The sequence below is a fragment of the Methylocystis rosea genome (genome assembly GCF_003855495.1).
Classification (GTDB): domain Bacteria; phylum Pseudomonadota; class Alphaproteobacteria; order Rhizobiales; family Beijerinckiaceae; genus Methylocystis; species Methylocystis rosea_A.
In genome coordinates this window covers 463,855-485,064 of record NZ_CP034086.1, presented here as the reverse complement: position 1 = coordinate 485,064, position 21,210 = coordinate 463,855, and the positions used below count along the sequence as shown (strand labels likewise).

General features: G+C 60.6%; 16 protein-coding genes. 11 read left to right on the top strand and 5 right to left on the bottom strand.

Annotated elements, in window-relative coordinates:
* Positions 1–4: 4 nt before the first annotated feature.
* Both EHO51_RS02210 and EHO51_RS02205 read right to left on the bottom strand, forming a co-directional pair.
* Positions 5–1,441, bottom strand: coding sequence for an ATP-binding protein (locus EHO51_RS02210; RefSeq protein ID WP_124737516.1), 1,437 nt, complete (start codon positions 1,439–1,441; stop codon positions 5–7).
* A complete protein-coding gene (locus tag EHO51_RS02205; protein ID WP_205788988.1) occupies positions 1,438–2,163 on the bottom strand; it encodes a response regulator in 726 nt (241 codons plus the stop codon). Before EHO51_RS02205 ends, EHO51_RS02210 begins: the two co-directional genes overlap by 4 nt.
* Before the next feature lie 263 nt (positions 2,164–2,426).
* On the opposite strand from EHO51_RS02205, the gene EHO51_RS02200 reads away from it, so the two are divergent.
* The 8 genes from EHO51_RS02200 to EHO51_RS02165 all read left to right on the top strand — a co-directional run bounded on the left by EHO51_RS02200 (position 2,427) and on the right by EHO51_RS02165 (position 13,313).
* The gene (locus EHO51_RS02200; RefSeq protein WP_205788987.1) at positions 2,427–4,217 is read left to right on the top strand and encodes a SulP family inorganic anion transporter; all 1,791 of its coding nucleotides are present in this window, start codon (positions 2,427–2,429) and stop codon (positions 4,215–4,217) included.
* 60 nt (positions 4,218–4,277) lie between these two features.
* Entirely contained in the window at positions 4,278–6,275 is a 1,998-nt protein-coding gene (gene hyfB / locus EHO51_RS02195; RefSeq protein WP_124737514.1) for a hydrogenase 4 subunit B, read from the top strand.
* The gene (locus EHO51_RS02190) at positions 6,272–7,225 is read left to right on the top strand and encodes a respiratory chain complex I subunit 1 family protein (protein ID WP_124737513.1); all 954 of its coding nucleotides are present in this window, start codon (positions 6,272–6,274) and stop codon (positions 7,223–7,225) included. The genes hyfB and EHO51_RS02190 overlap by 4 nt, the downstream gene beginning before the upstream one ends.
* On the top strand, positions 7,225–7,887 hold the full coding sequence (locus tag EHO51_RS02185; protein WP_018407338.1) for a hydrogenase-4 component E: 663 nt from the start codon (positions 7,225–7,227) through the stop codon (positions 7,885–7,887). Before EHO51_RS02190 ends, EHO51_RS02185 begins: the two co-directional genes overlap by 1 nt.
* Positions 7,884–9,332, top strand: coding sequence for a hydrogenase 4 subunit F (locus EHO51_RS02180; RefSeq protein ID WP_018407337.1), 1,449 nt, complete (start codon positions 7,884–7,886; stop codon positions 9,330–9,332). Before EHO51_RS02185 ends, EHO51_RS02180 begins: the two co-directional genes overlap by 4 nt.
* A gap of 17 nt (positions 9,333–9,349) precedes the next feature.
* Positions 9,350–10,867, top strand: a complete 1,518-nt coding sequence (locus EHO51_RS02175) for an NADH-quinone oxidoreductase subunit C (protein ID WP_245434708.1) — start codon at positions 9,350–9,352, stop codon at positions 10,865–10,867.
* Positions 10,868–10,879: 12 nt separating this feature from the next.
* Positions 10,880–11,395 (top strand): NADH-quinone oxidoreductase subunit B family protein, encoded by a 516-nt coding sequence (locus tag EHO51_RS02170; protein ID WP_124737511.1) that lies wholly within the window; start codon positions 10,880–10,882, stop codon positions 11,393–11,395.
* Positions 11,396–11,744: 349 nt separating this feature from the next.
* Positions 11,745–13,313, top strand: coding sequence for a hypothetical protein (locus tag EHO51_RS02165; protein ID WP_245434707.1), 1,569 nt, complete (start codon positions 11,745–11,747; stop codon positions 13,311–13,313).
* A 41-nt stretch (positions 13,314–13,354) separates the two neighbouring features.
* On the opposite strand, the gene EHO51_RS02160 is transcribed toward EHO51_RS02165, so the two are convergent.
* Together EHO51_RS02160 and EHO51_RS02155 are read right to left on the bottom strand one after the other, a co-directional pair.
* Entirely contained in the window at positions 13,355–14,383 is a 1,029-nt protein-coding gene (locus EHO51_RS02160) for an HAD family hydrolase (RefSeq protein WP_124737509.1), read from the bottom strand.
* A gap of 749 nt (positions 14,384–15,132) precedes the next feature.
* The gene (locus tag EHO51_RS02155; RefSeq protein ID WP_124737508.1) at positions 15,133–17,385 is read right to left on the bottom strand and encodes an HWE histidine kinase domain-containing protein; all 2,253 of its coding nucleotides are present in this window, start codon (positions 17,383–17,385) and stop codon (positions 15,133–15,135) included.
* A gap of 137 nt (positions 17,386–17,522) precedes the next feature.
* Here EHO51_RS02155 and EHO51_RS02150 point away from each other — a divergent pair, with 137 nt between their 5' ends.
* The 3 genes from EHO51_RS02150 (at position 17,523) to EHO51_RS02140 (ending at position 19,589) form a co-directional block, all read left to right on the top strand.
* Positions 17,523–18,293, top strand: coding sequence for a DUF4239 domain-containing protein (locus EHO51_RS02150; RefSeq protein WP_245434706.1), 771 nt, complete (start codon positions 17,523–17,525; stop codon positions 18,291–18,293).
* 124 nt (positions 18,294–18,417) lie between these two features.
* Entirely contained in the window at positions 18,418–19,248 is an 831-nt protein-coding gene (locus tag EHO51_RS02145) for a class I SAM-dependent methyltransferase (protein ID WP_124737506.1), read from the top strand.
* A 71-nt stretch (positions 19,249–19,319) separates the two neighbouring features.
* Positions 19,320–19,589, top strand: coding sequence for a hypothetical protein (locus EHO51_RS02140; RefSeq protein WP_124737505.1), 270 nt, complete (start codon positions 19,320–19,322; stop codon positions 19,587–19,589).
* Between the two features lie 51 nt (positions 19,590–19,640).
* Here the strand turns inward: EHO51_RS02140 and EHO51_RS02135 are convergent, their stop codons facing one another.
* On the bottom strand, positions 19,641–21,017 hold the full coding sequence (locus EHO51_RS02135; RefSeq protein ID WP_124737504.1) for a tryptophanase: 1,377 nt from the start codon (positions 21,015–21,017) through the stop codon (positions 19,641–19,643).
* Positions 21,018–21,210 lie beyond the last annotated feature (193 nt).

The following is a 21,210-nucleotide window of genomic DNA, read 5'->3' as shown; positions in this document are numbered from 1 at the left end:
CTTCTCAGTGCAACGCCTGCGCTGCTTTTGAATCGCTGGGAGCCAGCCTCTCGTCCCCCTCCGATGCGCGCGGCAGGAACACGCGCGCGATCAGTCCGTGGGGTTCGCGGTCGAGCAGAGACACAGATCCGCCGTGGTTCTCAACGAGCGAGCGCACGATCGATAGCCCCAATCCAAATCCGCTGTGTTGGTCAAGGGTTCGTCCGGGCTGACCGCGAACGAAAGGCTCGAATGCGGTCTGCTTGCTTTCCGCTGACATTCCTGGCCCGTCGTCGATGACGTCGACCTGTATCAGTCCTTCAGGCCGATCGGTCAGAAGCACGTCCACTGTCTTCGCGTGATGCGTCGCGTTCTCGACGAGATTGGTAAAAATGCGCTGCATGTCGGGGAGCGATCCGAAAATCATTTGGCGTCCGCCGCCGTGGTAGGTCACATGATGCCCAAGGTCGCAGAACTCGTCGGCGACCGTTTGCAGAACGCTGTCGAGATCGACCAGGGAACAGTCGGACTTATCGTCTCCTTCAGCGCGCAAATACTGCAGATTCTTGAACAGCATTGCGTCCATCAGATCGACGTCGCGCATCATCCGCTGCTGAAGGCTTTGATCTGGCACGAACTCAGTTTTCAGCTTCAGGCGCGTGATAATTGTTCGCAAGTCATGACTCACCGCCGCAAGCACATGGGCGCGCGCGGCGATCATCTTGCTGATGCGCGCCTGCATACGATTGAGCGAGCGAGTCAATTCGCGCACCTCGTGGGGACCTCGTTCGGGAAGTGGCGTCTTCGTATCGATGTCATTCGGAATCTGCTCGGCGTATTTCGCGAGTCGCTGCAGCGGCGCCATGATCGCGTTCAGCGCCCAGAAGACGAAGATCGCGGTGAATATGATGAAAGATAGCGCCGTTCGCGCTCCGGGAGTGACGATGATCGGTTCGTCCTCCGCGTGCTGCCAGAGCCAACGCCAGATTGAGCCTGGCGACTTTTGGTGCTGCGCGATCGAGATGGTCGCGTAGCCGCCCTTGCGCAATTCGACGGCGAGAACGCCGTAGTCCCCTGGCGCCGAGCTGGCGACCTCGAACACGTCCGCGCCTTTCCACAAAAGCGAATCGATGTGACGGATCTCGTTATCGAAGGCAACGTCGCTTCCCAACGAGGCGTCCGCCGCTGCTGGGCGAGTCTCCTGGATCTCGATATTGGCGTAGGGAACGGCAAGAGAAAGCTCTGAAACGATATTCGCTCTCTCTGCATTCGGCGCGACGTCCAGAGCGAGGATTATGCTCGCTATGAAATCGCCCTGATCGACAATGTGCCGCCGGCCGAACACATGGAACATGCCGATCACGATAGTTTGGAATGCGACGATGGACACAAGCATGAGCAGCGTGATTTGCACGGCCAGCTTGTTGATCCGGAAACGCCAGGGAACGCGAGTTGAGTTCATGCGCGCGCCACGTGAGTGGAGAAAATATAGCCTTCGGAGCGAACCGTCTGGATGAACGCGGGCTTTTTTGGATCCGCTTCTATCTTCTGTCGAAGCCGGCTGATCAGCACGTCAATGCTCCGCTCAAAGGGCCCGGTCGTCGGGCCATGCGTCATGTTAATCAGTTGCTCGCGCGTCAACACCCGGTTGGGATTTTCGCACAAGGCATGCAGCAGATCGAATTCTGCGCCGGTCATGGCCACCTTTATGCCGCACGGCGCGACAACCTCTCGAGCGAGCACATCGACGCGCCAGCCCGAGAAAAGATACGCTTGCCGTAAGGCGCGCCCGTCGACGGCGTTCGCGTTCGGGGTTTCAGTTCGCCTCAAAACCGCGCGGATACGCGCCAGCAGCTCGCGCGAGTTGAAAGGCTTGACGATGTAATCGTCGGCCCCGAGCTCCAGACCCAATATTTTGTCGATGTCCTCCGACTGCGCCGTCAGTATGATTATGGGGATGCGTCTCTCGGATCGCACCCGCCGGCAGATCGATAAGCCGTCTTCGCCGGGAAGATTAAGGTCGAGGATCAGCAGGTCATAGGCTCCGGCGCTGAACGCAGCGTCCATTGCCTGGGCGTTTGCGGCCACCTTAGCCTGAATATCGTGCGCCGCGAGATAGAGCGAGATGAACTCGCCGATTTCGGCGTCATCCTCGACGATCAGAATTGAAATGGGAGGGGTCAAAGGAGGCGCAATCGCTTTCATTGGAGCTCGGCGGAACGTAATAATGCAGTGTTTCTAGAGTGTTTCCATCACAAAAAAGATTGCGCTTCTCAACGTTTTCCGTAGCTTTGGTCCGATCTCGTCGGATTTGGGAAAAGAATCAGAAACAATCTCTGTGGCCTGAAAAACTGGAGAAACACCACAGCCACTGGTGTGTCCTAAGTTGCGGCGCGCTCACCGGTCGGCGCCAAGGTTTCGGCTGAGCGCAATTGCAAGGACAACAGATGAAAAGCAAGGCTCAGGCTGTCACCCACGACCTCGAAGCGGGCGCGGCAGAGGCGAGCGCCGCTCGGCGCCCCAGTTCGTCGTCGCAGGCATGGCTGGGCAAGGATCTCGGCAGACCCGCCGCGGATGAAAATCGGTCAAATTTCGCAGCGACGATTCCAACAAGGTTCACGCCGAAGACCGGCCTCGCCGGATTGGCCGAAAATTGGCGCGCCGACATTCTGTCCGGCTTTCTGGTCTTTCTTATTGCGCTGCCGCTCTGCCTCGGCATTTCGATGGCCTCGGGCTTTCCGCCGCAGGCGGGCATCATCACCGCCGTGGTTGGCGGCCTCCTCGTGTCGCGCATTAACGGATCTTTCGTCACCATCACCGGCCCGGCGGCGGGCCTCATCGTGGTCATTCTGGACTCGGTGCAGGCGCTCGGCGGCGGCGACGCCAAAGCCGGCTACCACTACACCTTGGCGGCGATTGTATGCGCCAGCGTCATTCAGATGCTGATGGGCCTCATGAAAGCCGGCAAGATGAGCGCCTTTTTTCCGTCCTCGGCCGTGCATGGCATGTTGGCGGCGATCGGCATCATCATTATGGCCAAGCAGATTCACGTCATGCTCGGCGTAAAGCCGGATGCGCAGACGCTGTTTGAGACGATCGGCGCCATCCCCGCCAGCCTTCGCGACATGAATCCGGAAGTCGCCATCATCGGCGGCCTTGGGCTCTTGATCCTGATCGCCTGGTCGCTGGTGAAGAGTCGGCGACTAAAGATGATCCCCGCGCCGCTCGTCGTCGTGATCATCGGCATGGCTCTCGCGCAATATTACGATCTCGACGATGAACATATCTATCTCTTCCTGCCGGACACGCCGTTTCTGCCGCATCACGAATTCACGATCGGTCCGAAATTTCTGGTCTCGATTCCGCAGAACTTCCTGTCCGGCTTCGCCTTCCCGGACTTCTCGCTGATCGGCTCCAGCATGTTCTGGCAGCAGGTCTTCGCCATCTGTCTCGTTGGCAGCCTGGAGAGCCTGCTCAGCGCGGCGGCGGTCGATAAGCTCGATCCCTATAAGCGCACCTCGGATCTCAACCGCGACGTCGCGGCCGTCGGCTTCGGCAACATCATCTGCGGCCTGATTGGCGGTCTGCCGATGATCGCAGAAATCGTGCGCAGCTCCGCCAATGTGAATAATGGGGCGCGCACGGGGTGGGCGAATTTCTTCCACGGGTTGTTCCTGCTGATCTTCGTCGCGCTTTTCCCGAGGGTCATTCATGAGATCCCGCTGGCCTCGCTCGCGGCGCTGCTGGTGTTCACCGGTTACCGACTTGCCTCGCCGCTCGAGTTCAAGAAGACGCTGGCGATCGGCTGGGACCAGCTCACCGTTTTCGTGATCACCATCATCGGCGTGCTGGCGACCGATCTCTTGATCGGCGTCGCCATCGGCATCGCCGCCGAGTTCCTGTTCCACTTCTGGCGCAGCGTCAATTGGGCGCAGGTCTTCAAGTTGCGTCGCGACGTCGTGGAGAGCGAACCCGGCGTCTATCAGGTCAAGATCGGCGGCGCCGCGTTTTTCGCCAATTACCTCGCGCTCAAGGGCGATCTCGCCAAGCTCCCAAAGGGCAAGACGGTGATCTTCGACCTCTCGGAGTCCTGGTGCGTCGATCACACGGTGATGGAGAACCTGCATCACTTTTGCGAGGACTATGAAGCTAACGGCGGCCACGCAGAGATTTGCGGACTGGATCAACACGTTGCGACGTCAAAGCATCCCCTCGCCCCGCGCAAGCGCAGCGTCTAGCCCGTAAAGTTCCCGCAAGGCGCGACCGACGACTGTCGCGTCGATTCGAAGGTGACATGTATGCCGCTCTACCTGGCGCTGACCTGTGTCAGCGCCCTGCTCGCCGTCAGCGTCTACGCCATCGTCGACAGGCGGAACCATGACGTTAGCCGTAACGTCTACCGCCTTTGCGTCGGCCTCTGCTGCGTCATCTTTCTCGCAGCGGTCATGCCAAGGGGCGCTCATGTCGTTTCCACGGTTTTGCCGCTCGGACTGCCGTGGATCGGCATGCATGTTCGCATCGACGTCCTGACCGCCTTTTTTCTCGCCGTCGTCAATCTGGGCGCCGCGGCGGCGAGCGCCTATGCGATCGGCTATGGCGCGCATGAGAAAGAGCCGATGCGCGTGCTGCCGTTCTATCCCGCTTTTCTCGCTGGCATGAATCTCGTCGTGCTGGCTGACGACGCCTTCACCTTTCTCGTCGCTTGGGAGTTCATGTCGCTTACTTCATGGGCGCTCGTGCTGACACATCATCATGAGGAGGAGAACAGGCACGCCGGCTTCGTCTATTTGTTGATGGCGAGCTTCGGCGGTTTTGCGCTGTTGATGGCGTTTGGCGTTCTCGGAGGCGTCGGCGGCGCCTATGACTTCGCCTCGATTCGCGAGTCGACCAAGATGGGATGGACGTCGGGCCTTGTCCTCGCCCTCGCGATCGTCGGCATGGGGTCCAAAGCCGGACTCGCGCCCTTGCATATCTGGCTGCCGCTCGCCCATCCGGCGGCGCCGAGCCACGTCTCGGCGCTGATGAGCGGCGTGATGACGAAGGTCGCCGTCTACGGCTTCATTCGCGTCGTGTTCGATTTGCTCGGGCCGCCGGCCTTCTGGTGGTCGGTCGAGCCGATGACCTTTGGCGCAGCGAGCGCCCTCATCGGCGTTCTCTTCGCGACGATACAGAGCGATCTGAAGAAGCTGCTCGCCTACAGCACCATCGAAAACATTGGCGTCATTTTCATCGCGCTCGGACTTGCCTTGGCGTTCAAGGCCAATGGCATGGCGCTGCCGGCCGCCCTCGCCTTCACCGCCGCGCTCTTTCACGTTTTCAATCATTCGCTGTTCAAGAGCCTGCTGTTCTTTGGCGCCGGCGCGGTGCTGAACGCGAGCGGCGAAAGAAGCATCGAGCGTCTCGGCGGGCTCATTCACTCCATGCCGAAAACGGCGTTCCTTTTTCTCGGCGGGTGCGTCGCCATCGCCGCCCTGCCGCCGCTGAACGGCTTCGTCTCGGAATGGCTGGTGTTTCAGGCGATCCTGCTGAGCCCGTCGCTGCCGCAATGGACCGTCAAGCTCCTCGTTCCGGCGGTCGGCGTGGCGCTGGCGCTGAGCGCGGCGCTCGGCGCCGGCTGTTACATCCGCGCCTATGGCGTCGCTTTTCTGGGGCGCCCCCGCAGCGAAGCGGCGCGCAAGGCGCACGACCCGGATCGCTGGTCGCTCGCGACCATGGCGGTTTTGCTGACGCTGTGCCTCACGGCCGGTCTGCTGCCGAGCCTCCTCATCGACACGATCTCGCCCGTGGCGAAAGATTTTGTCGGCGGCCGCATGCCGACGCAGGCTGAACTCTCTTGGCTCTCGATCGCGCCCGTCGCCGAAAGCCGCAGCTCCTACAATGGGCTTCTGGTCTTCCTGTTCATTCTTTTCTCCGCCTATTCGGCGAGATGGGTCATCCACAAATTCGGCACGGCGCGGTCGCGGCGCGCGCCGGCCTGGGACTGCGGCCACATCGAAGCTAGCCCCATGACGCAATACACAGGCAGCAGCTTCGCGCAGCCGATCCGACGCACCCTTGGCGTCATCGCCTTTTCGGTGCGGGAGCGCCTCGACATGCCGGCGCCTGGCGATACGCGGACCGCGCGCCTGAGCGTCGACATCAAGGATCGAATCTTCGACTATCTCTATGCGCCCCTCACGCGGGCGGTTGAGTCCTGCGCCACCGGGCTAAACATCCTCAGTCTCCTGACGATCCAGGAATATCTCGCGCTGGTTTTCGCGGCGCTCGTCTTCCTCCTGGTCCTGGTGGCGATATGACGCTTCTTTTCAACCTTATGGCCCAGAGCCTCCAAATGCTTTTGGTGCTCGCGCTGGCGCCGCTGCTTATCGGCTTTGTTCGAAAGCTGAAGGCGCGCCTCTTGCGTCGCAGAGGGCCGCCGATCATTCAGCCCTGGCTCGATCTCATTCGGCTGCTGCGCAAAGAGGTCGTCCTCGCAGAAAACGCATCGTGGCTGTACCGCTGGGCGCCCTATCTGATCTTTGCGATGATCTGGGTCGCTGCATCGCTTGTGCCGACATTCGCCACGGGACTGACGTTCAGCTGGTCGGCCGATCTCATCGCCATCATCGCTCTGCTCGGCAGCGCCCGTTTCTTCCTTGCTCTCGCGGGCATGGACATTGGAACGAGTTTTGGCGGCATCGGCTCGAGCCGCGAGGCGATGTTCGGCTCGCTCGCGGAGCCGGCGATGATGATGATCGTCTTCACCGTCTCCTTCGTCGCCGGAACGACGCAGCTCTCTGAAATTGCGGCCTATATGGCCGGAAATCTGGAATTGCGCGCCTCGGTCGGGATGGCGCTCGTCGCGCTCCTCATCGTCGCCATCGCGGAGAATGGACGGATTCCCGTCGACAATCCGGCGACGCATCTCGAGCTCACGATGGTGCATGAGGCGATGGTTCTTGAGTATTCCGGGCGCTATCTCGCGCTCATTGAACTCGCCTCCGCGCTCAAACTGCTCCTTTATCTCTCGCTCATCGCCTGCGTCTTTTTCCCCGTTGGACTCGCGTCGCACGATGCGGGCGCGGAGGCGATGATGATCGGCCTTGGCGCTTACGTCCTGAAGCTGGCGATCGGCGGCGGCGCGCTCGCGCTATTTGAGACATCCACGGCCAAGATGCGCATCTTCCGCGTGCCGGACTTTCTCGGCGCGGGGCTGATGCTCGGCCTCCTCGCGACGCTGCTCGTTTTCGTGACACGGAGCCTCTGATGGAGCTTCTGACAATCGACATCGCCCATGTCCTGGCGGGCGCGCTCCTACTGACGAGCTTCATGCTGCTGTATCAGGACAGACTGTCGGGGCTGATCAATATCTACACGCTCCACGCCGTCATTCTGTCGCTGTCGGTCGCCTGGCAGGCCTATTACCAGGATGCACATCACCTCTATCTCACGGCCGCGATCGCGGCGATCTTCAAGGCGCTGATCATTCCGTTCAGCCTCCGCCGCATTATCAAGCGCTTGCGCATCCACCGCACCGTGGAGGTCGTTGGCGGCGTCGGCATAACCATGCTCATCGGCATATTTCTTGTGGCGCTGTCGCTCGTCGTCATGCTGCCGGCGACCGCCTCCGCCGATCCGCTGTCGCGCGAGGACATCGCATTCGCCCTGGCGATCGTGCTGCTGGGGCTGTTGATGATGGTGACGCGGCGTAACGTCGTGAGCCAGATTATCGGCTTCATGTCGCTGGAAAATGGTCTGGTGCTGGCGGCGGCAGGGGCGAACGGCATGCCGCTCGTCGTCGAGATCAGCGTCGCCTTTTCCATTCTCATCGCCTTCATCGTGATCGGCATCTTCCTGTTTCGCATCCGCGAGCGATTCGACAACGTCGACCTTTCTGAACTCGATCGCGTGCGCGGAGGACGTTCATGAGTTCCGATCTCTTCCTGGTCTCGAACGCGCTTGTCGGCATTCCCGCCGTCGCGGCCATCGCCGTGGCGCTCGAACCCGCCTACCGACGCTCGGCGATCATCAACCTCTGCGCCTCCGGCGCGACGTTTCTCTTCGCGCTTGTGCTTCTCGTCGTCGAACCCGAACGTGGCGGCTATCTCTTCGTCGACGACCTCAACATCGTCTTTATTGTGCTCTCGACCTTCATCGGCTTCACCACGAGCGTCTATAGCGCGAGCTATATCGACCATGAGATCGAAACTGGCCGGCTGACCACGAGAAACGTCCGCTTCTATCACGCGATGTATCAGTCGTTGATGTGCGCCATGAATCTGGCGCTGCTCGCCAGCAACATCGGCCTCATGTGGGTCGCGGTCGAAGTCGCGACCCTGACAACCGTGTTGATGGTCGGCATGTACCGCACGCCGCACGCCCTCGAGGCCGCTTGGAAATATTTCATCCTCGGCAGCGTCGGGATCGCGCTGGCGCTCTTTGGCACGATCCTCATTTACATGGCGGCCGAGCCGGTGCTGGGACAGGGCTACGACGCCATGGTCTGGACGACGCTGATGCAGCAAGCGCCGCAGTTCAATCCCCGGATGCTCAACGTCGCCTTCGTGTTTCTGATGCTCGGCTACGGCACCAAGGTCGGCCTCGCGCCGATGCACGCCTGGCTTCCGGATGCGCATGCGGAAGGCCCGACGCCGATCTCGGCGGTCTTGTCCGGCCTCCTTCTCAACGTCGCGCTTTACGCGGTGCTGCGGTTCAAGATGCTGCTGACGGCGAATGCGGCGGCGATTACGCCGGGCCCGCTGATGATCACGCTCGGCCTTGCATCTCTCATCATGGCGGCCTTCATGCTTTACCGCCGTGGCGACATCAAGCGGCTGTTCGCCTACTCCTCCATCGAGCACATGGGCATTATCGCCTTCGCCTTCGGCATGGGCGGACCGCTCGCCAACTTCGCCGGTCTGCTGCACATGACGATGCACAGCCTGACGAAGTCCGCGATCTTCTTCTCGGTCGGCCACATCGCGCAGGTCAAGGGCACGCAGAGAATCGCCGACATCAGAGGGCTGACGCAAAGCCAACCGGCGCTCGGCTGGTCCCTCGTCGCTGGCGTCGTCGCAATCATCGGTCTGCCGCCGCTTGGCATCTTCATGAGCGAATTTCTCGTCGTGAGTTCGACCTTCGCGCGCCAGCCCCTCCTCGCTATTCCACTGGTCTTCGGCCTCCTGCTGGCCTTTGGCGCGTTGCTGTTGCGACTCACCGGAATGGCGTTCGGCGAGCCGAGCCGCGACCAAGGCGAGGTGAAGGCTTCGATGTGGCCTGTCTACGCGCATCTCTCACTTGTGCTGCTGGCGGGAATCTACCTTCCCTCTCACGTCGTAACCTGGTTCCAGAACGTCGCGCGGCTCTTGGGTTGAGTTCAAAGGATGAAAAGATGAACTTCGCCAGCAAACAGATAGAGGCCCAGCCGTCGCCGCCGACGTGTCTGCCCTGGCCGCGTGAGATCGTCGACAGAGCTGGTTGGCTCGCTTTCGCCGAAAGTCTTGCGAGAGGCGATCGCGAGCTCCTCAGCCTGTGGGGCGAACCTGCGAGCGTTCACATGGCGGTGCTCGAAGAGCGGGAGCCGCGCCTGCGCATCATCACATTGGAGTGCCCTGAAGGCTCCTTTCCATCCGTCGGGCGATTGCATCCGCCGGCGTCGAGGCTCGAGCGCGCGATCCGCGATCTTTATGGGCTGAGGGCCGAAAACGCGCCCGACGAGCGGCCCTGGCTCGATCATGGCCGCTGGGGCGTGCGTCATCCTTGCAACGACCCCGAGAAGATCGACTCCGCCAGTGACAGCTACATGTTCCTTCCCGCGGAAGGCGAACCGCTCCACCAGATACCGGTCGGACCCGTGCACGCCGGCATTATCGAGCCGGGTCACTTCCGCTTCTCGGCCAATGGCGAAACCGTCGTGCGGCTTGAGGAGCGGTTTGGCTTCGTGCACAAGGGCGTCGATCAACTGATGGCGGGCGCCTCGATCGAGCGCGCCGCGCGTCTCGCGGCGCGCATTTCCGGCGACAGCACTGTCGCCTATGGCCTCGCCTTTTCGCAGGCGGTCGAGGCGGCGTTCGACGTCAATGTTCCGCCGCGCGCGATATATCTGCGCGCGCTGATGGCCGAACTGGAACGCCTCGCCAATCATTTCGGCGATATCGGCGCGATCTGCAACGACGCGGCCTTCGCATTGATGCATGCGCAGTGCGGCATCGTCCGCGAACGCATTCTGAGAGCAGCGGCAACTTGCTTCGGACACCGCCTGATGATGGATCGCATCGCGCCGGGAGGCGTCGTCGTCGATCTGGAGCGAGAGAACGTCAAGGCGCTCTTCACGCTGATCGAGTGGATCGAGCTGATGACTCCCCGGTTCATCGCGCTCTTTGGCGACACGACGTCGCTGCAGGATCGGACCGTCGGAACCGGCGTCGTCAGCGAAGAGCTCGCCAAGCAATATGCGTGCGGGGGCTATGTCGGACGCGCCTCGGGCCGGGAGTTCGACGCGCGCAAGGCGATCGGTTACGCCCCCTATCCGCAGCTGACGTTCGAGATCGGCGCTTCGAAGGAAGGCGACGTCGATGCGCGCGTCTGGGTCCGGTTCGACGAAATCAGAGCCTCGCTCAAAATCGTCAGACAGATCCTCGACGAAATGCCGCAGGGACCGATCATCGCCGCCTGGGCGCTGCCGGAAGACTGGACGCGCGAAGGCGCAGCGCTCGTCGAAGGATTCCGCGGCGATATCTTTGTCTGGCTGCGCATTCGCGCTGACGGCGTGGTGCAGCGCTGTCATTTGCGCGATCCCTCCTGGTTCCAGTGGCCGCTGCTCGAAGCGGCGATCAAGGACAACATCGTCGCCGACTTCCCCCTCTGCAACAAATCCTTCAACTGTTCCTACTCGGGGCATGATCTCTAGGACACGCGCGCGATGCAGAAATTCTTGCTTCAGGGCCTGCTCCGCCGCGCTCTGACCGAACAGGCCCCCATTCCGAATCCGACGTCGATCGCGGAACTTGGCTACACGCTAGGGCGCACCGCGCGCCAAAAACTGGGCCGAAGTCTTTCGATCCGCGAAGTCGACGCGGGGTCCTGCAATGGCTGCGAATTGGAGATCCACGCGCTCAACAACGCCTATTACGATCTCGAAAGATTCGGCCTGCGTTTTGTCGCGTCGCCGCGCCATGCCGACGTCTTGCTCGTCACCGGTCCGGTGACGAAAAACATGCGCGAAGCGCTTGAGCGAACCTATGCGGCGACGCCGGATCCAAAATGGGTGATCGCCGTCGGCGACTGCGCCTTTGACGGCGGCGTCTATTGCGAGAGCTACGCATGCGTGGGCGCCGTCGCGAATGTCGTCCCGGTCGATCTCCATATTCGCGGCTGTCCGCCTGATCCGACGACGCTGCTCAAAGGGCTGATCGCTTTCGTTGAAACGATGAGCTGAGCGACGCCAGCGAGCGTATTGAAGATGGCCGCCGCCTGAAACAGGGTGACGGCCATTTTTGCGAAACTCACGAGCAATATTTGAGGGTACAGAGATAAACTCGGGAAAAACCTGCGCATAAAAACTTGGCTAGAACGCAAGCGTGCGAAATGTAGAGGACGCACCAATGCAGACGCGCCAGAATGCCAAGGTTTTTTTTCGAGCTGAGCCTTTCTGGAGCGGCGCAAAGGCGGGGATCAATTTACTTAAAGACGTCAAGCGTTCCGCAATTTCGCTTACGGCTGCTGGCGTCCTGGCTCTATTGCCGCCACATCACGCCATGGCCATGACGGACAAGGAGCAGCTGCAAATGCTCCTTGGTCAGGTGAAGCAACTTAAAGCCCGCATGGATAAAAAGGACCGAGATGAGCAGGAGCGTCGCCGGGCCGAAACAGTAAATGCCCGCAGTGCGAACGTCAGGGAAACGGCGCTGACGCCGGTCGCCGCCGTCGCCATGCCAAGGATCCCAGATAGGTTCGTCTACAAGGGTCTGGAGATCATTCCCGGCGGCTTTCTGGCGCTCGAGTCGGTCTGGCGCAACCACTGGGTCGGCGCCGACGTCGCCACGCCCTTCAACGCCATTCCCTATGGCTTCGCGACGGCCGGACATACGGACGAGTTTCACTTCAGCGCCCGCGCGACGCGCCCCGCTCTCCTCGTGCGCGGCGATCTCAGTCCCACGACGCATATCCAGGGCTATTTCGAAACGGACTTTCTCGGCGCGGCCCAGACGGCGAACGCGAACCAGAGCAATTCGTACAATCTCCGCGTTCGCCAAGCCTACACCAACATCGACAATGACGATTATGGGCTGCATTTCACGGCAGGTCAGACCTGGTCGCTCGTAACGATGAATTCACTGGGCACTCGGCCTGACACGTCGTTGCAGCCGCCGACGATCGACCACAATTACATGCCCGGCTATGTCTGGGATCGAAATCCTGGCATCCGCATTTACAAGGATTTCGGAAAGCAATTTTGGTTGGCCTTGGCCGCGGAAGGCTCGGCCAACACCTTCGCCGCGCCGGGCCCTGGATTCGGGCCCGTCTCCACGCTTCTTCCCAACAATCTCGGAATCCCCGCGCCCGCCCTGCTCGCCCTGGCGACGAATGGCGGCTCGCTCAACACCTTGGACACTTATTCCTTCAATCGACTTCCCGATCTCGTCGGCAAGGCCGCATGGGATGCGCCACTCGGCGACCGTACTGTGCATCTGGAAGCGTTCGGGGTGGCGCGTGAGATGACCGAGCGCGTCTATTTCGGCAATCATCGAGTTTGGGTAGGCGGCGTTGGCGCCGGCGCAATTATCCCAATCATTCCCAAGCTCCTGGAATTTCAAGTGTCGGGCATGATCGGGCGCGGCGTCGGCCGCCTTGCATCGAGTCAGCTTCCCGATGCGACCTATACGGCTTTCGGCGCGCTCCAGCCGCTCTACCAACGAAGCCTCCTCGTCGGCGCAACGCTGCATCCGACGCCGCAAACCGATGTTTTTGCATTCGCGGGCGGCGACATCGCCGGCAAGAATCCGCAGGTCACCGCCATCAACGGCACAATCTTCGCCGGTGGATACGGCAATCCGCTTTATAACAATATCGGCTGTAATCTGGAAAATTCCATTTCGCAGGTTACGCCGGGCGTCGCGGCAGCCGTTCCACTTGCGGCGCTCGGCAATCCCCTTTTCAATTGTTCCGGACAGACCCACGCGCTGCGCGAAATCACCACCGGAGCCTGGCACACGCTCTACGAGGGACCGGCCGGCAAAATCAGGGTCGGCGTGCAATTCGCCCATATCATTCGTAACGGCTTCAACGCGGTCGGCGGCGCGCCACGTGGCTCGGAAAACACCATCTTGACGAGCTTCCGCTACTTTCCCTTCTAGGGTTCGATCCTACGGCTTTAAGCGCGCTGCTCCCATACGCTTCATTGTTCGAAAGCCCACATCCGATTCCAATCGCTTTTCATGCTGGCGACAAGCCATCCTTGCCGCTTCGCCTCGTCATACAAAGACTGAGGAAAAGTCCCAATTCTGGTGTCAGGCAAGCCGAGCGCCGGACCATAGGCGTATTCGCGCTGGGCGTCGTCGTGCAAAACCAACATGCCAAACCGCGCGCCGTCCCCGGACGTCGTGTATTCGAGCATCTGCCGGTCGCCCGTTGAGTTTCCGAACGCGGCGCGCGGCCGACGACCAATCATCAAATGGATTGCCTCGGGTTTGCCGGCGCCGACATCGCTGAGCAGCGTTTCGGCGCTCTCGATCAGAACGGGACGCCCGCGCTTGTCATAGCGGTAACTCACGCTCTCCAGAGTTCCGACAACCTGCTCCGGCGGAACGCCATAGGTCTTCTCTGCGTAGACCCGCACGAAATCCTGCCCGCCTCCGGTGACGATATAGGTCTTATAGCCGTTGGCGCGTAGATGTTTCATCAGCTCAAGCATCGGCAGATATGTCAGCTCGGTGTAACGGCGGCCCCAGCGCGGGTGTCTTGCTGTCTCAAGCCATGTCTCCGCATCGGCTCTGAACCGCTCTATGCTCATGCCGCTCAGCGGCGCGGCCATGATCTTGATGAGGTCCTTCGTCGAAAGCTTCGATATCGCCTCCATGTTGCGCGAGAGCGCTGTCTTGAAGGGTTCGATCTTCGCGAGCGCCGGTCTTGCCTTTACGACGGCAGGCAGGCGATCCAGACAATACATCAACTGCGGATAGATCGGATGGGACGCCCAGAGCGTGCCATCCTGATCGAAGACCGCGATGCGCTCCTCGGGCGGGACGAATTTCGTATTCGACGGATCGGTCGTCGCTCGAATGAATTCGACGATGGCATGTTTCGTCGGCGCTTCGTTCCATGACGGAAGCGGATCGCTTCCCGCCCCGGCGGATGATCCCGCCAACAGGAATGTTGTGGCCATCACAGCGATCAGGAAGCCCAATCGAACCAGCGCTTTCATCATTCCTCCCTGATAAGCCGATAGTGTCCAAGAAGCGCCTCCGACGACGTCGTATGTCCGCACGAACGACTGGGCGACGATAGACGATGGGCGACCATTCATAAGCGATTTGCGTGATCGATTGTGGGTGGATCTGCGGGGCGAACATGGTCCCTAATGAGCGCGGCGCTCAACTTTTGGAGCAGATGCTTTGCGCCGAAGATCTATTGAGAGCCATAAAGCGCCGCGACAAATTTACAACGCTTGGCGTAATTCTTCGCGGAAAGACGCGAGGAGATCGGAACAGAGCTTGATTTCATTCGTTGTTAGGATGACGCTCTTAAATAGGTTGTTCAGTGGTCCGTCTCTAAAGAAGGAGATTTCCAATGACCACCAGGAAGGTTCAGCGAAGGCGAAGCGCGATTAGATCGCTTCTCCAGAATCTCGAAACTCGTCCGTTCTGCGGGGATCATTTGCCGCACTCCGGCGGATGGCTGAGTCAGCCTCGGCCGAAGCTGTCGCGCGGCTCGTCCAGCGTCGGTGGTCAAGGCGATCGCCGATAGAGATTGGCGGCGGGGCGCCTGTGAGCGCCTCAGCCGCGCAAAGCTTGGACGGGACAGCGTTTAGCAAACGAACGCCCTGACCGTGGATGTGACGGGGCGTTCCATAGAGCGGCAAAGATCTCAGCTAATGTGCCGGCCTCGACAGCGGGCTCGCTTCGACGAGCGCCTCGCGTAGAGGGTGAAGACGTAGCAGCCACATGCTGCGGCGTGTTATTCGGCTCGGGAAGCTTCCGTCGACTCCAGCACATTCTCGATCGGACAGTTGAAGTCCCAGACGATGCCTGCGCTGTCGTATTGGAGCCTTGCATCCCCTCTGAGGTTCAGTCTGATCATATCGCGAATGACTGTGGACCCGAAGCCCTTACGCGCAGGCGTAACGACCGTGGGACCCTCCGTTTCACGCCAACTCATCGTGAAGCGCCGGCCCTCGCCATCGTGCTCCTGGCCCCATTCGATGTCGACGCGGCCATCCGCGTTGGAAAGAGCGCCATATTTGACGGCGTTGGTCGCCAGCTCATGCAGCGCCATGCTGAAAGATTGCGACGCCGCGGCCGAGATGGTCAGCGGCGGGCCTTTTAGCGTGATGCGATCGTCGATCAAATCCTCCAGATGAGCGAGCTGCGCGCGCACGAGATCGCTTAGCGTGACGCCTTGCCAATCGCTGGCGACCAGCAGGTCCTGGTTTGCGGCGAGAGACAAAATGCGCTCTTGAAACGTTTCCTCGAAGTCGCGTCCTGGATCGCCCGCGGTCGCTCGCGCGATGGCCAGCACGATGCTCAACATATTTTTCGAGCGGTGATTGAGCTCACGCATGAGAAGAGCGCGCTGTTCCTCGGCGCGCACGCGCTCAGTCACATCCCTCGACAGCACGGCGACTCTTGGGCTTTCCGCTTCCTCGATGCGGAAGACAAAGGCGTCATAGATCTTGCCGAGCGCTCGCGCTCTGCGGACGACGCGTTCGGCGTTCCCCGACGCCGCGACTCTGCCGATCGTATCGATCCAGTCCTTTTCCAGGCTGGGCACAAGCTCGCGCCCCCTCCGCCCTGCAACGTTCTTCAGTCCAGTAATAGCCTCAAATGCTGGATTGACTTCAAGGAAGCGGTAGTCGACCGCATGACCTTCCTCGTCATAGAGCGGCTCGACCACCGTGAAGCTTTCGTCAATGGATTCAAACAGCAGGCGATACCGCGACTCGCTGTCGCGCAGCGCCTCTTCGGCGCGCGCCCGCTCGATCGCCGACCACGTCCGCTCGGCGACATCTTCCGCGACCGCGGCCTGAGCGGCGCTCCACGTCCTCGGTAGCCGCGAATCAACGGTAACCACAGCGACCAGCCGGTCGTCCTTGACCAGCGGCGCAGCCAGAAAAGCGGAAACCGAACGGCTTTCGAATGAGCTGAGGGTCTCAGGCGCCGCTGTGCGCGGGTCGTTGCGGACGTCGCTAACGACGATTGTTCTGCCGCGCTTGAGGTCTGCGATCAGGGGCTCTCCCCAGCTCGCGAGACGATGGCGCCCGGCGTTGCTGGGCGCCGCGCCGTCGTTCCAGTCGCGCTGAACAGTTGCGTATTCGCCGGCCTCGTCGATCTCCGCATAGGCCGCCTGGTTGGCCTCGAGATGCCGGCCCAGGACTTCGCTCGCCGCAGCCTGAATGGCCATGGGATCCGCCAACGGGCGCAAACGGTCGTTCAGATCGATCAGGAGACGGCTCGCCTCGCGCGTCCGCTGCTCTGTCGTGTCGCGTATGGCGAGAAGGATCAGGTTAAGCTGGTCGAGCCGACGCCCGTTCAGCAGCATCACCCGAGGACCAAACCCTTGGAACACGCGTTCGATCCGGTAGTCGTCGAAACTCTGTCGGCGAGGCAGAATGTCCTCAAGCAGCCGTCGCAGCTCCGGGGTGTCCCACTGGCCATTGCCAAGCTCGTAAATGGGGCGCCCTTCCGTCTCCTTCGGATCTCCGCCGAAAAGTTGGTAGAAGGGCCGATTCGCCGAGTGAACCGTGAGGTCCCCGTGGAGAATCAGCAGCGCTTCACTAACGCTGTCGATCAGTTTCTCGGCGAATTCTATTCGGCCCTCGAGTTCATCTCGGAGCCGCTCGCGCTCGGTGTCATCGGATATCGCCAGCAGGACGCAATCTTTTTCATCCGGCCTGCGGATGAGCCTGGCCTTGAGCCGCAGGATGCGACGGCCGACGCGTTCGAAGTCATGTTCAACGCGGCAGTCCTCGATCGCACTGTTTGGCTCAACAATTTGTTCGAGCAGCCGGCGCAGCGCCGGGATGTCCCACTGCCTGTCGCAAAGCTCATAAACCAGCCGGCCGACTGTCTCCTCGCGCGTCACCTGAAACTGACTGAGGAACGCGTCAGTGGCGAACTCGACCGTGAGCTGTGAATCGAGCGCCAGCAGCGGCAAGCCCACGGTCTCAAGGATCGAACTCGCATAGGCGGAAATGTCCGTCTCGGTTGTCATGCCTACCGAACTCAGATCGACGATCAGCTTTGCTGAAGGTAACGCGTTTGAACGCGAGAGGAACCCCGTACGATCGTCTGGCGAATCTCGATTATGATGCCCTTCAATCGCCATTACCTGTCGATTCGAGGGAACACGTGCTTCTAAAATTCTGGATGTCGCAGACGACGCTCGTCATGGCGCTCATGCTCACAGGCGCCATGGCCGCCGTCGCGCTTTTCCTGTGCTGGCTCAGCTTCGCCTCGCGCTTCGCCGCCCATGCACAGAGCTGGAAAGGCGTCGTGCCGCCCTTCGTGGCCGTCCCGGCGACCCTGTTTGGCCTGCTGATGACGTTTCTCTCGCAGGACGTCTGGGACGCAAATCGCAGCGCCTATCGCGCCATCGCCATGGAGCGCGAACAATTGGCGACGCTCGCAGCGCTTTCCGGCAATCACGGAGACAGCGCGGACGATATTCCGCGCGCCGTGCGTGACTATGTGGAAACCGCCGTTGGCCTCGAATGGAAAACCATGGAAGACGGCAAAGAAGCGCCGGAAACCGAGGCCGCGCTGAACAGACTCACGCGCGCGGTCGCCAGCGCGAGAATCGAGGCGGCCTTCCAGCGCGCGCTCGTCGATACGGTGATGCGTTTGCGATCGGCGCGCGAACAACGACTCGCGATTGCGGCGGCCTTTCCCGACGATCGCAAATGGGCGGCGGTCCTCATCATCGCCTTCATCACGCAGATCGCCATTGCCGTCGTGCATCTCGACCGCCCGAGGCCTCAGCTTCTCGCGCAGGCAATTTTCGCTTTGGCGGCGATCGTCCCGATATCGCTTGTCGCATCCGTGGACGAGCCCTATTCGCCGCCCAATGCGGTGAGTTCCGAGCCGCTTGCGCAACTGCTGGAGCGCTATCCTCAAAAGTGACCGGCTCGCTCCCCTTTGATAGCGCCCTGCAGACGCAGCTAAGAGTTCCAAGAAGTTGCATTAACCTTCAACGAACGCCGGAACGCGTTCTGGCGCCGAACCCGAGTCCGATCGAGACGAGCCCATGATCAAAATTCAAAAAGTGGTTGGCACCGCTTTTGTCGTTGCGGAATTCCGCAATGACGAAAACAAAGAAGCTCATCCGCTCTACCGTGATCCCTACGTGCACCTGTTCCTCGATCGGGAAACGAAGGAGGCGGCGGATCGCATTTCCCAGTCGTTTCCGCCGATCAGGAACAATGTGCGACTGAGGACTCGCTACTTCGACGACCGGCTTCGTCATCAGATCGACCAAGGGCGCCGGCAGATCCTCATACTAGGCGCCGGTCTCGACACCAGGCCGCAGCGGATCGCGGCCGAAGGCGTCGCCTATTTTGAAATCGACGCTCCTGAAACTCAGGCGTTCAAGCAGGCGAAGCTCAAAGCAAGCAATGTCGATCCCAACACGACATATATCGGGGCGGATTATGTGACGGATGGAATGATCGGCCTCCTTGGTCGAAACGGATTTGATTACAAACTTCCCACGCATGTCATATGGGAAGGCAACACAATGTATTTGAACGAAGCTTTTGTTTGTCAAATCCTGACGGACCTCATGCGCCATATCGAGCGCTGCTCCGTGTCCTTCGACTATATGGCTGAGGACGTGATCAAGCACACAACCGGCGATCCTGAAATCACCAGCGTCGTCGAGAGATTCGCCGCAATGGGCGCCCCCTGGACGTACGGGATCGAGAATCTTGCGGAGCAAACCGCGCGGTGCGGGGCGAGCGTCTTCGATCGCTGCACAGTCGCCGATCTTTATCGAACCTACTGGCCGGATCAGCCGTTGGCGTCGCCCCTTTACGGGTATTACTCGCTTTGCACGGTAGGGAATGCTGTAACTTTGTAGTGGACGCAGTAGGGATCGCACCGGGCCTTTCCAGCGCTACATGGATTAAATCACAAGATAGGAGCCCGACTATGCCCCAAGGCATTTGCTTCACAGGCGCTTACGAAGTCGCAGCCTTGCCGGCGCTGATCCCGGGGAGCTGGTATATTGGCTTTGCATGCAAAAAGTGCCGCCAGCACTTCGCCATCTTGACCGAGCCGACAGGCGCGGGCGCTTTGGAGATATCCGGGCCTGCGACGTTCAGCGTGACGTGTCCGAACTGCAACACACGCGGCGAATATTCGGCGACTGACATCAAGCAGTTTCAAGCCGCTCAGGGCGGCCCATCGTCGACCGCCTGACCCGAGTCGCTCGGCCTCACGTACCTCACTTGCCGCCGCAGCGCTCGAGGCTCAACCGACCCGTTCGTAATGGGCGGTGAAGTGCCGGAGAAATGGCGCCTGTTCAGTGATCCGGTAAGCCGGGATTGCTTCGCGCCGGCGGCCGATGGCGTCGAGCACTTCGATCAGATAGTCGAAATGGCTCTGCGTATAGACCCGGCGAGGGAACGCCAACCGCACCAATTCGTGCGGCGCTGCGATCTCCTCTCCCCCTCCCGGCGCAGGCTTTCCGAACATGACGCTGCCGAGCTCAACGGCGCGAACCCCGCCCTCGAGATAAAGCGCATTGACGAGTCCGATGCCGGGATAGTCGCTGGCCCTCAAATGCGGGCAAAACGCGGCCGCGTCGATGAATATGGCGTGGCCGCCAGCTGGGCGCACGATTGGTATGTCGCGCGAGATCAGCGCCGACGCCACATATTCGACGGTCGCGTGCCGATAGCGCTGATAGTCGTATTCCAAAGCCTCCAACAGGCCGACGGAGATAGCTTCCAGATCGCGGCCGGCGAGACCGCCGTATGTCGGAAAGCCTTCGGTCAGGATGAGCAGGTTACGAAAGTCGTCGGCCCATGAATCATTGTTGCAGGCGAGAAATCCGCCGATATTTGCGAGCCCGTCCTTCTTTGCGCTCATCGTCGCCCCGTCGGCGAATGAAAACATTTCCCGCGCAATTTCCAGCAGGCTTCGATCGGCGAAGCCTTGCTCGCGCTCTTTGATGAAGAAGGCGTTTTCCGCAAAGCGGCATGCGTCGATGATCAGCGGAATACCGCGCTTGTTCAAGATTTCCTTGACGCTTCTGACGTTTTCCATCGACACCGGTTGGCCGCCGCCGGTGTTGTTGGTCACTGTCAGCATGCAGAAGGGAATGTTTCCGGCGCCTTCGGCCTCGATCAATTGTTCGAGTTTGTCTAAGTCCATATTTCCCTTGAACCGCTTCTCAGAATGCAGTTCGCGCGCTTCGGTCGACGGCAAATCCGTTGCAATCGCGCCGACATATTCGATGTTCGCGCGCGTCGTGTCGAAGTGACCATTGTTGGGAACGACGTTCCCTTTCTTGAGACGCGTCGCGGCCAGAATGCGCTCGGCGGCTCGCCCCTGATGCGTGGGAAAAATGTGCTTGAAGCTGGTAATCTCGCGTACGGTTTGCTCGAAGCGCCGCCAGGAGCGACTTCCGGCGTAGCTCTCGTCGCCGAGCATCAGAGCCGACCATTGACGGTCCGACATAGCGCCCGTGCCGCTGTCGGTCAGCAAGTCGATGGTGACGTGGTCGGCGTCCAACAGGAAAACATTGTTGAAGGCGCTGGCGAGAAACGCCTCACGCTCGCTGCGCGTGGTGATGGGCAGCGCCTCGGTCATCTTGATGCGAAACGGCTCGATGATCGTTCTCACGGGAATGCTCGCGATTGATAGCCGAACCGACCGGGCTGTCGGCCACGTGCTACTCAAATGGGCCTCATCGCACGGCTGGTCCACTTCCAAGCGCCAAGGGCATGCATCGCCGCTCTTTCACAGCGTCTGCGAGCTTCTCTCTCTCGTGGATTTAATTTTGGGGTTCGTCTGGCAGTTCGGCGCGTTCTGGCGT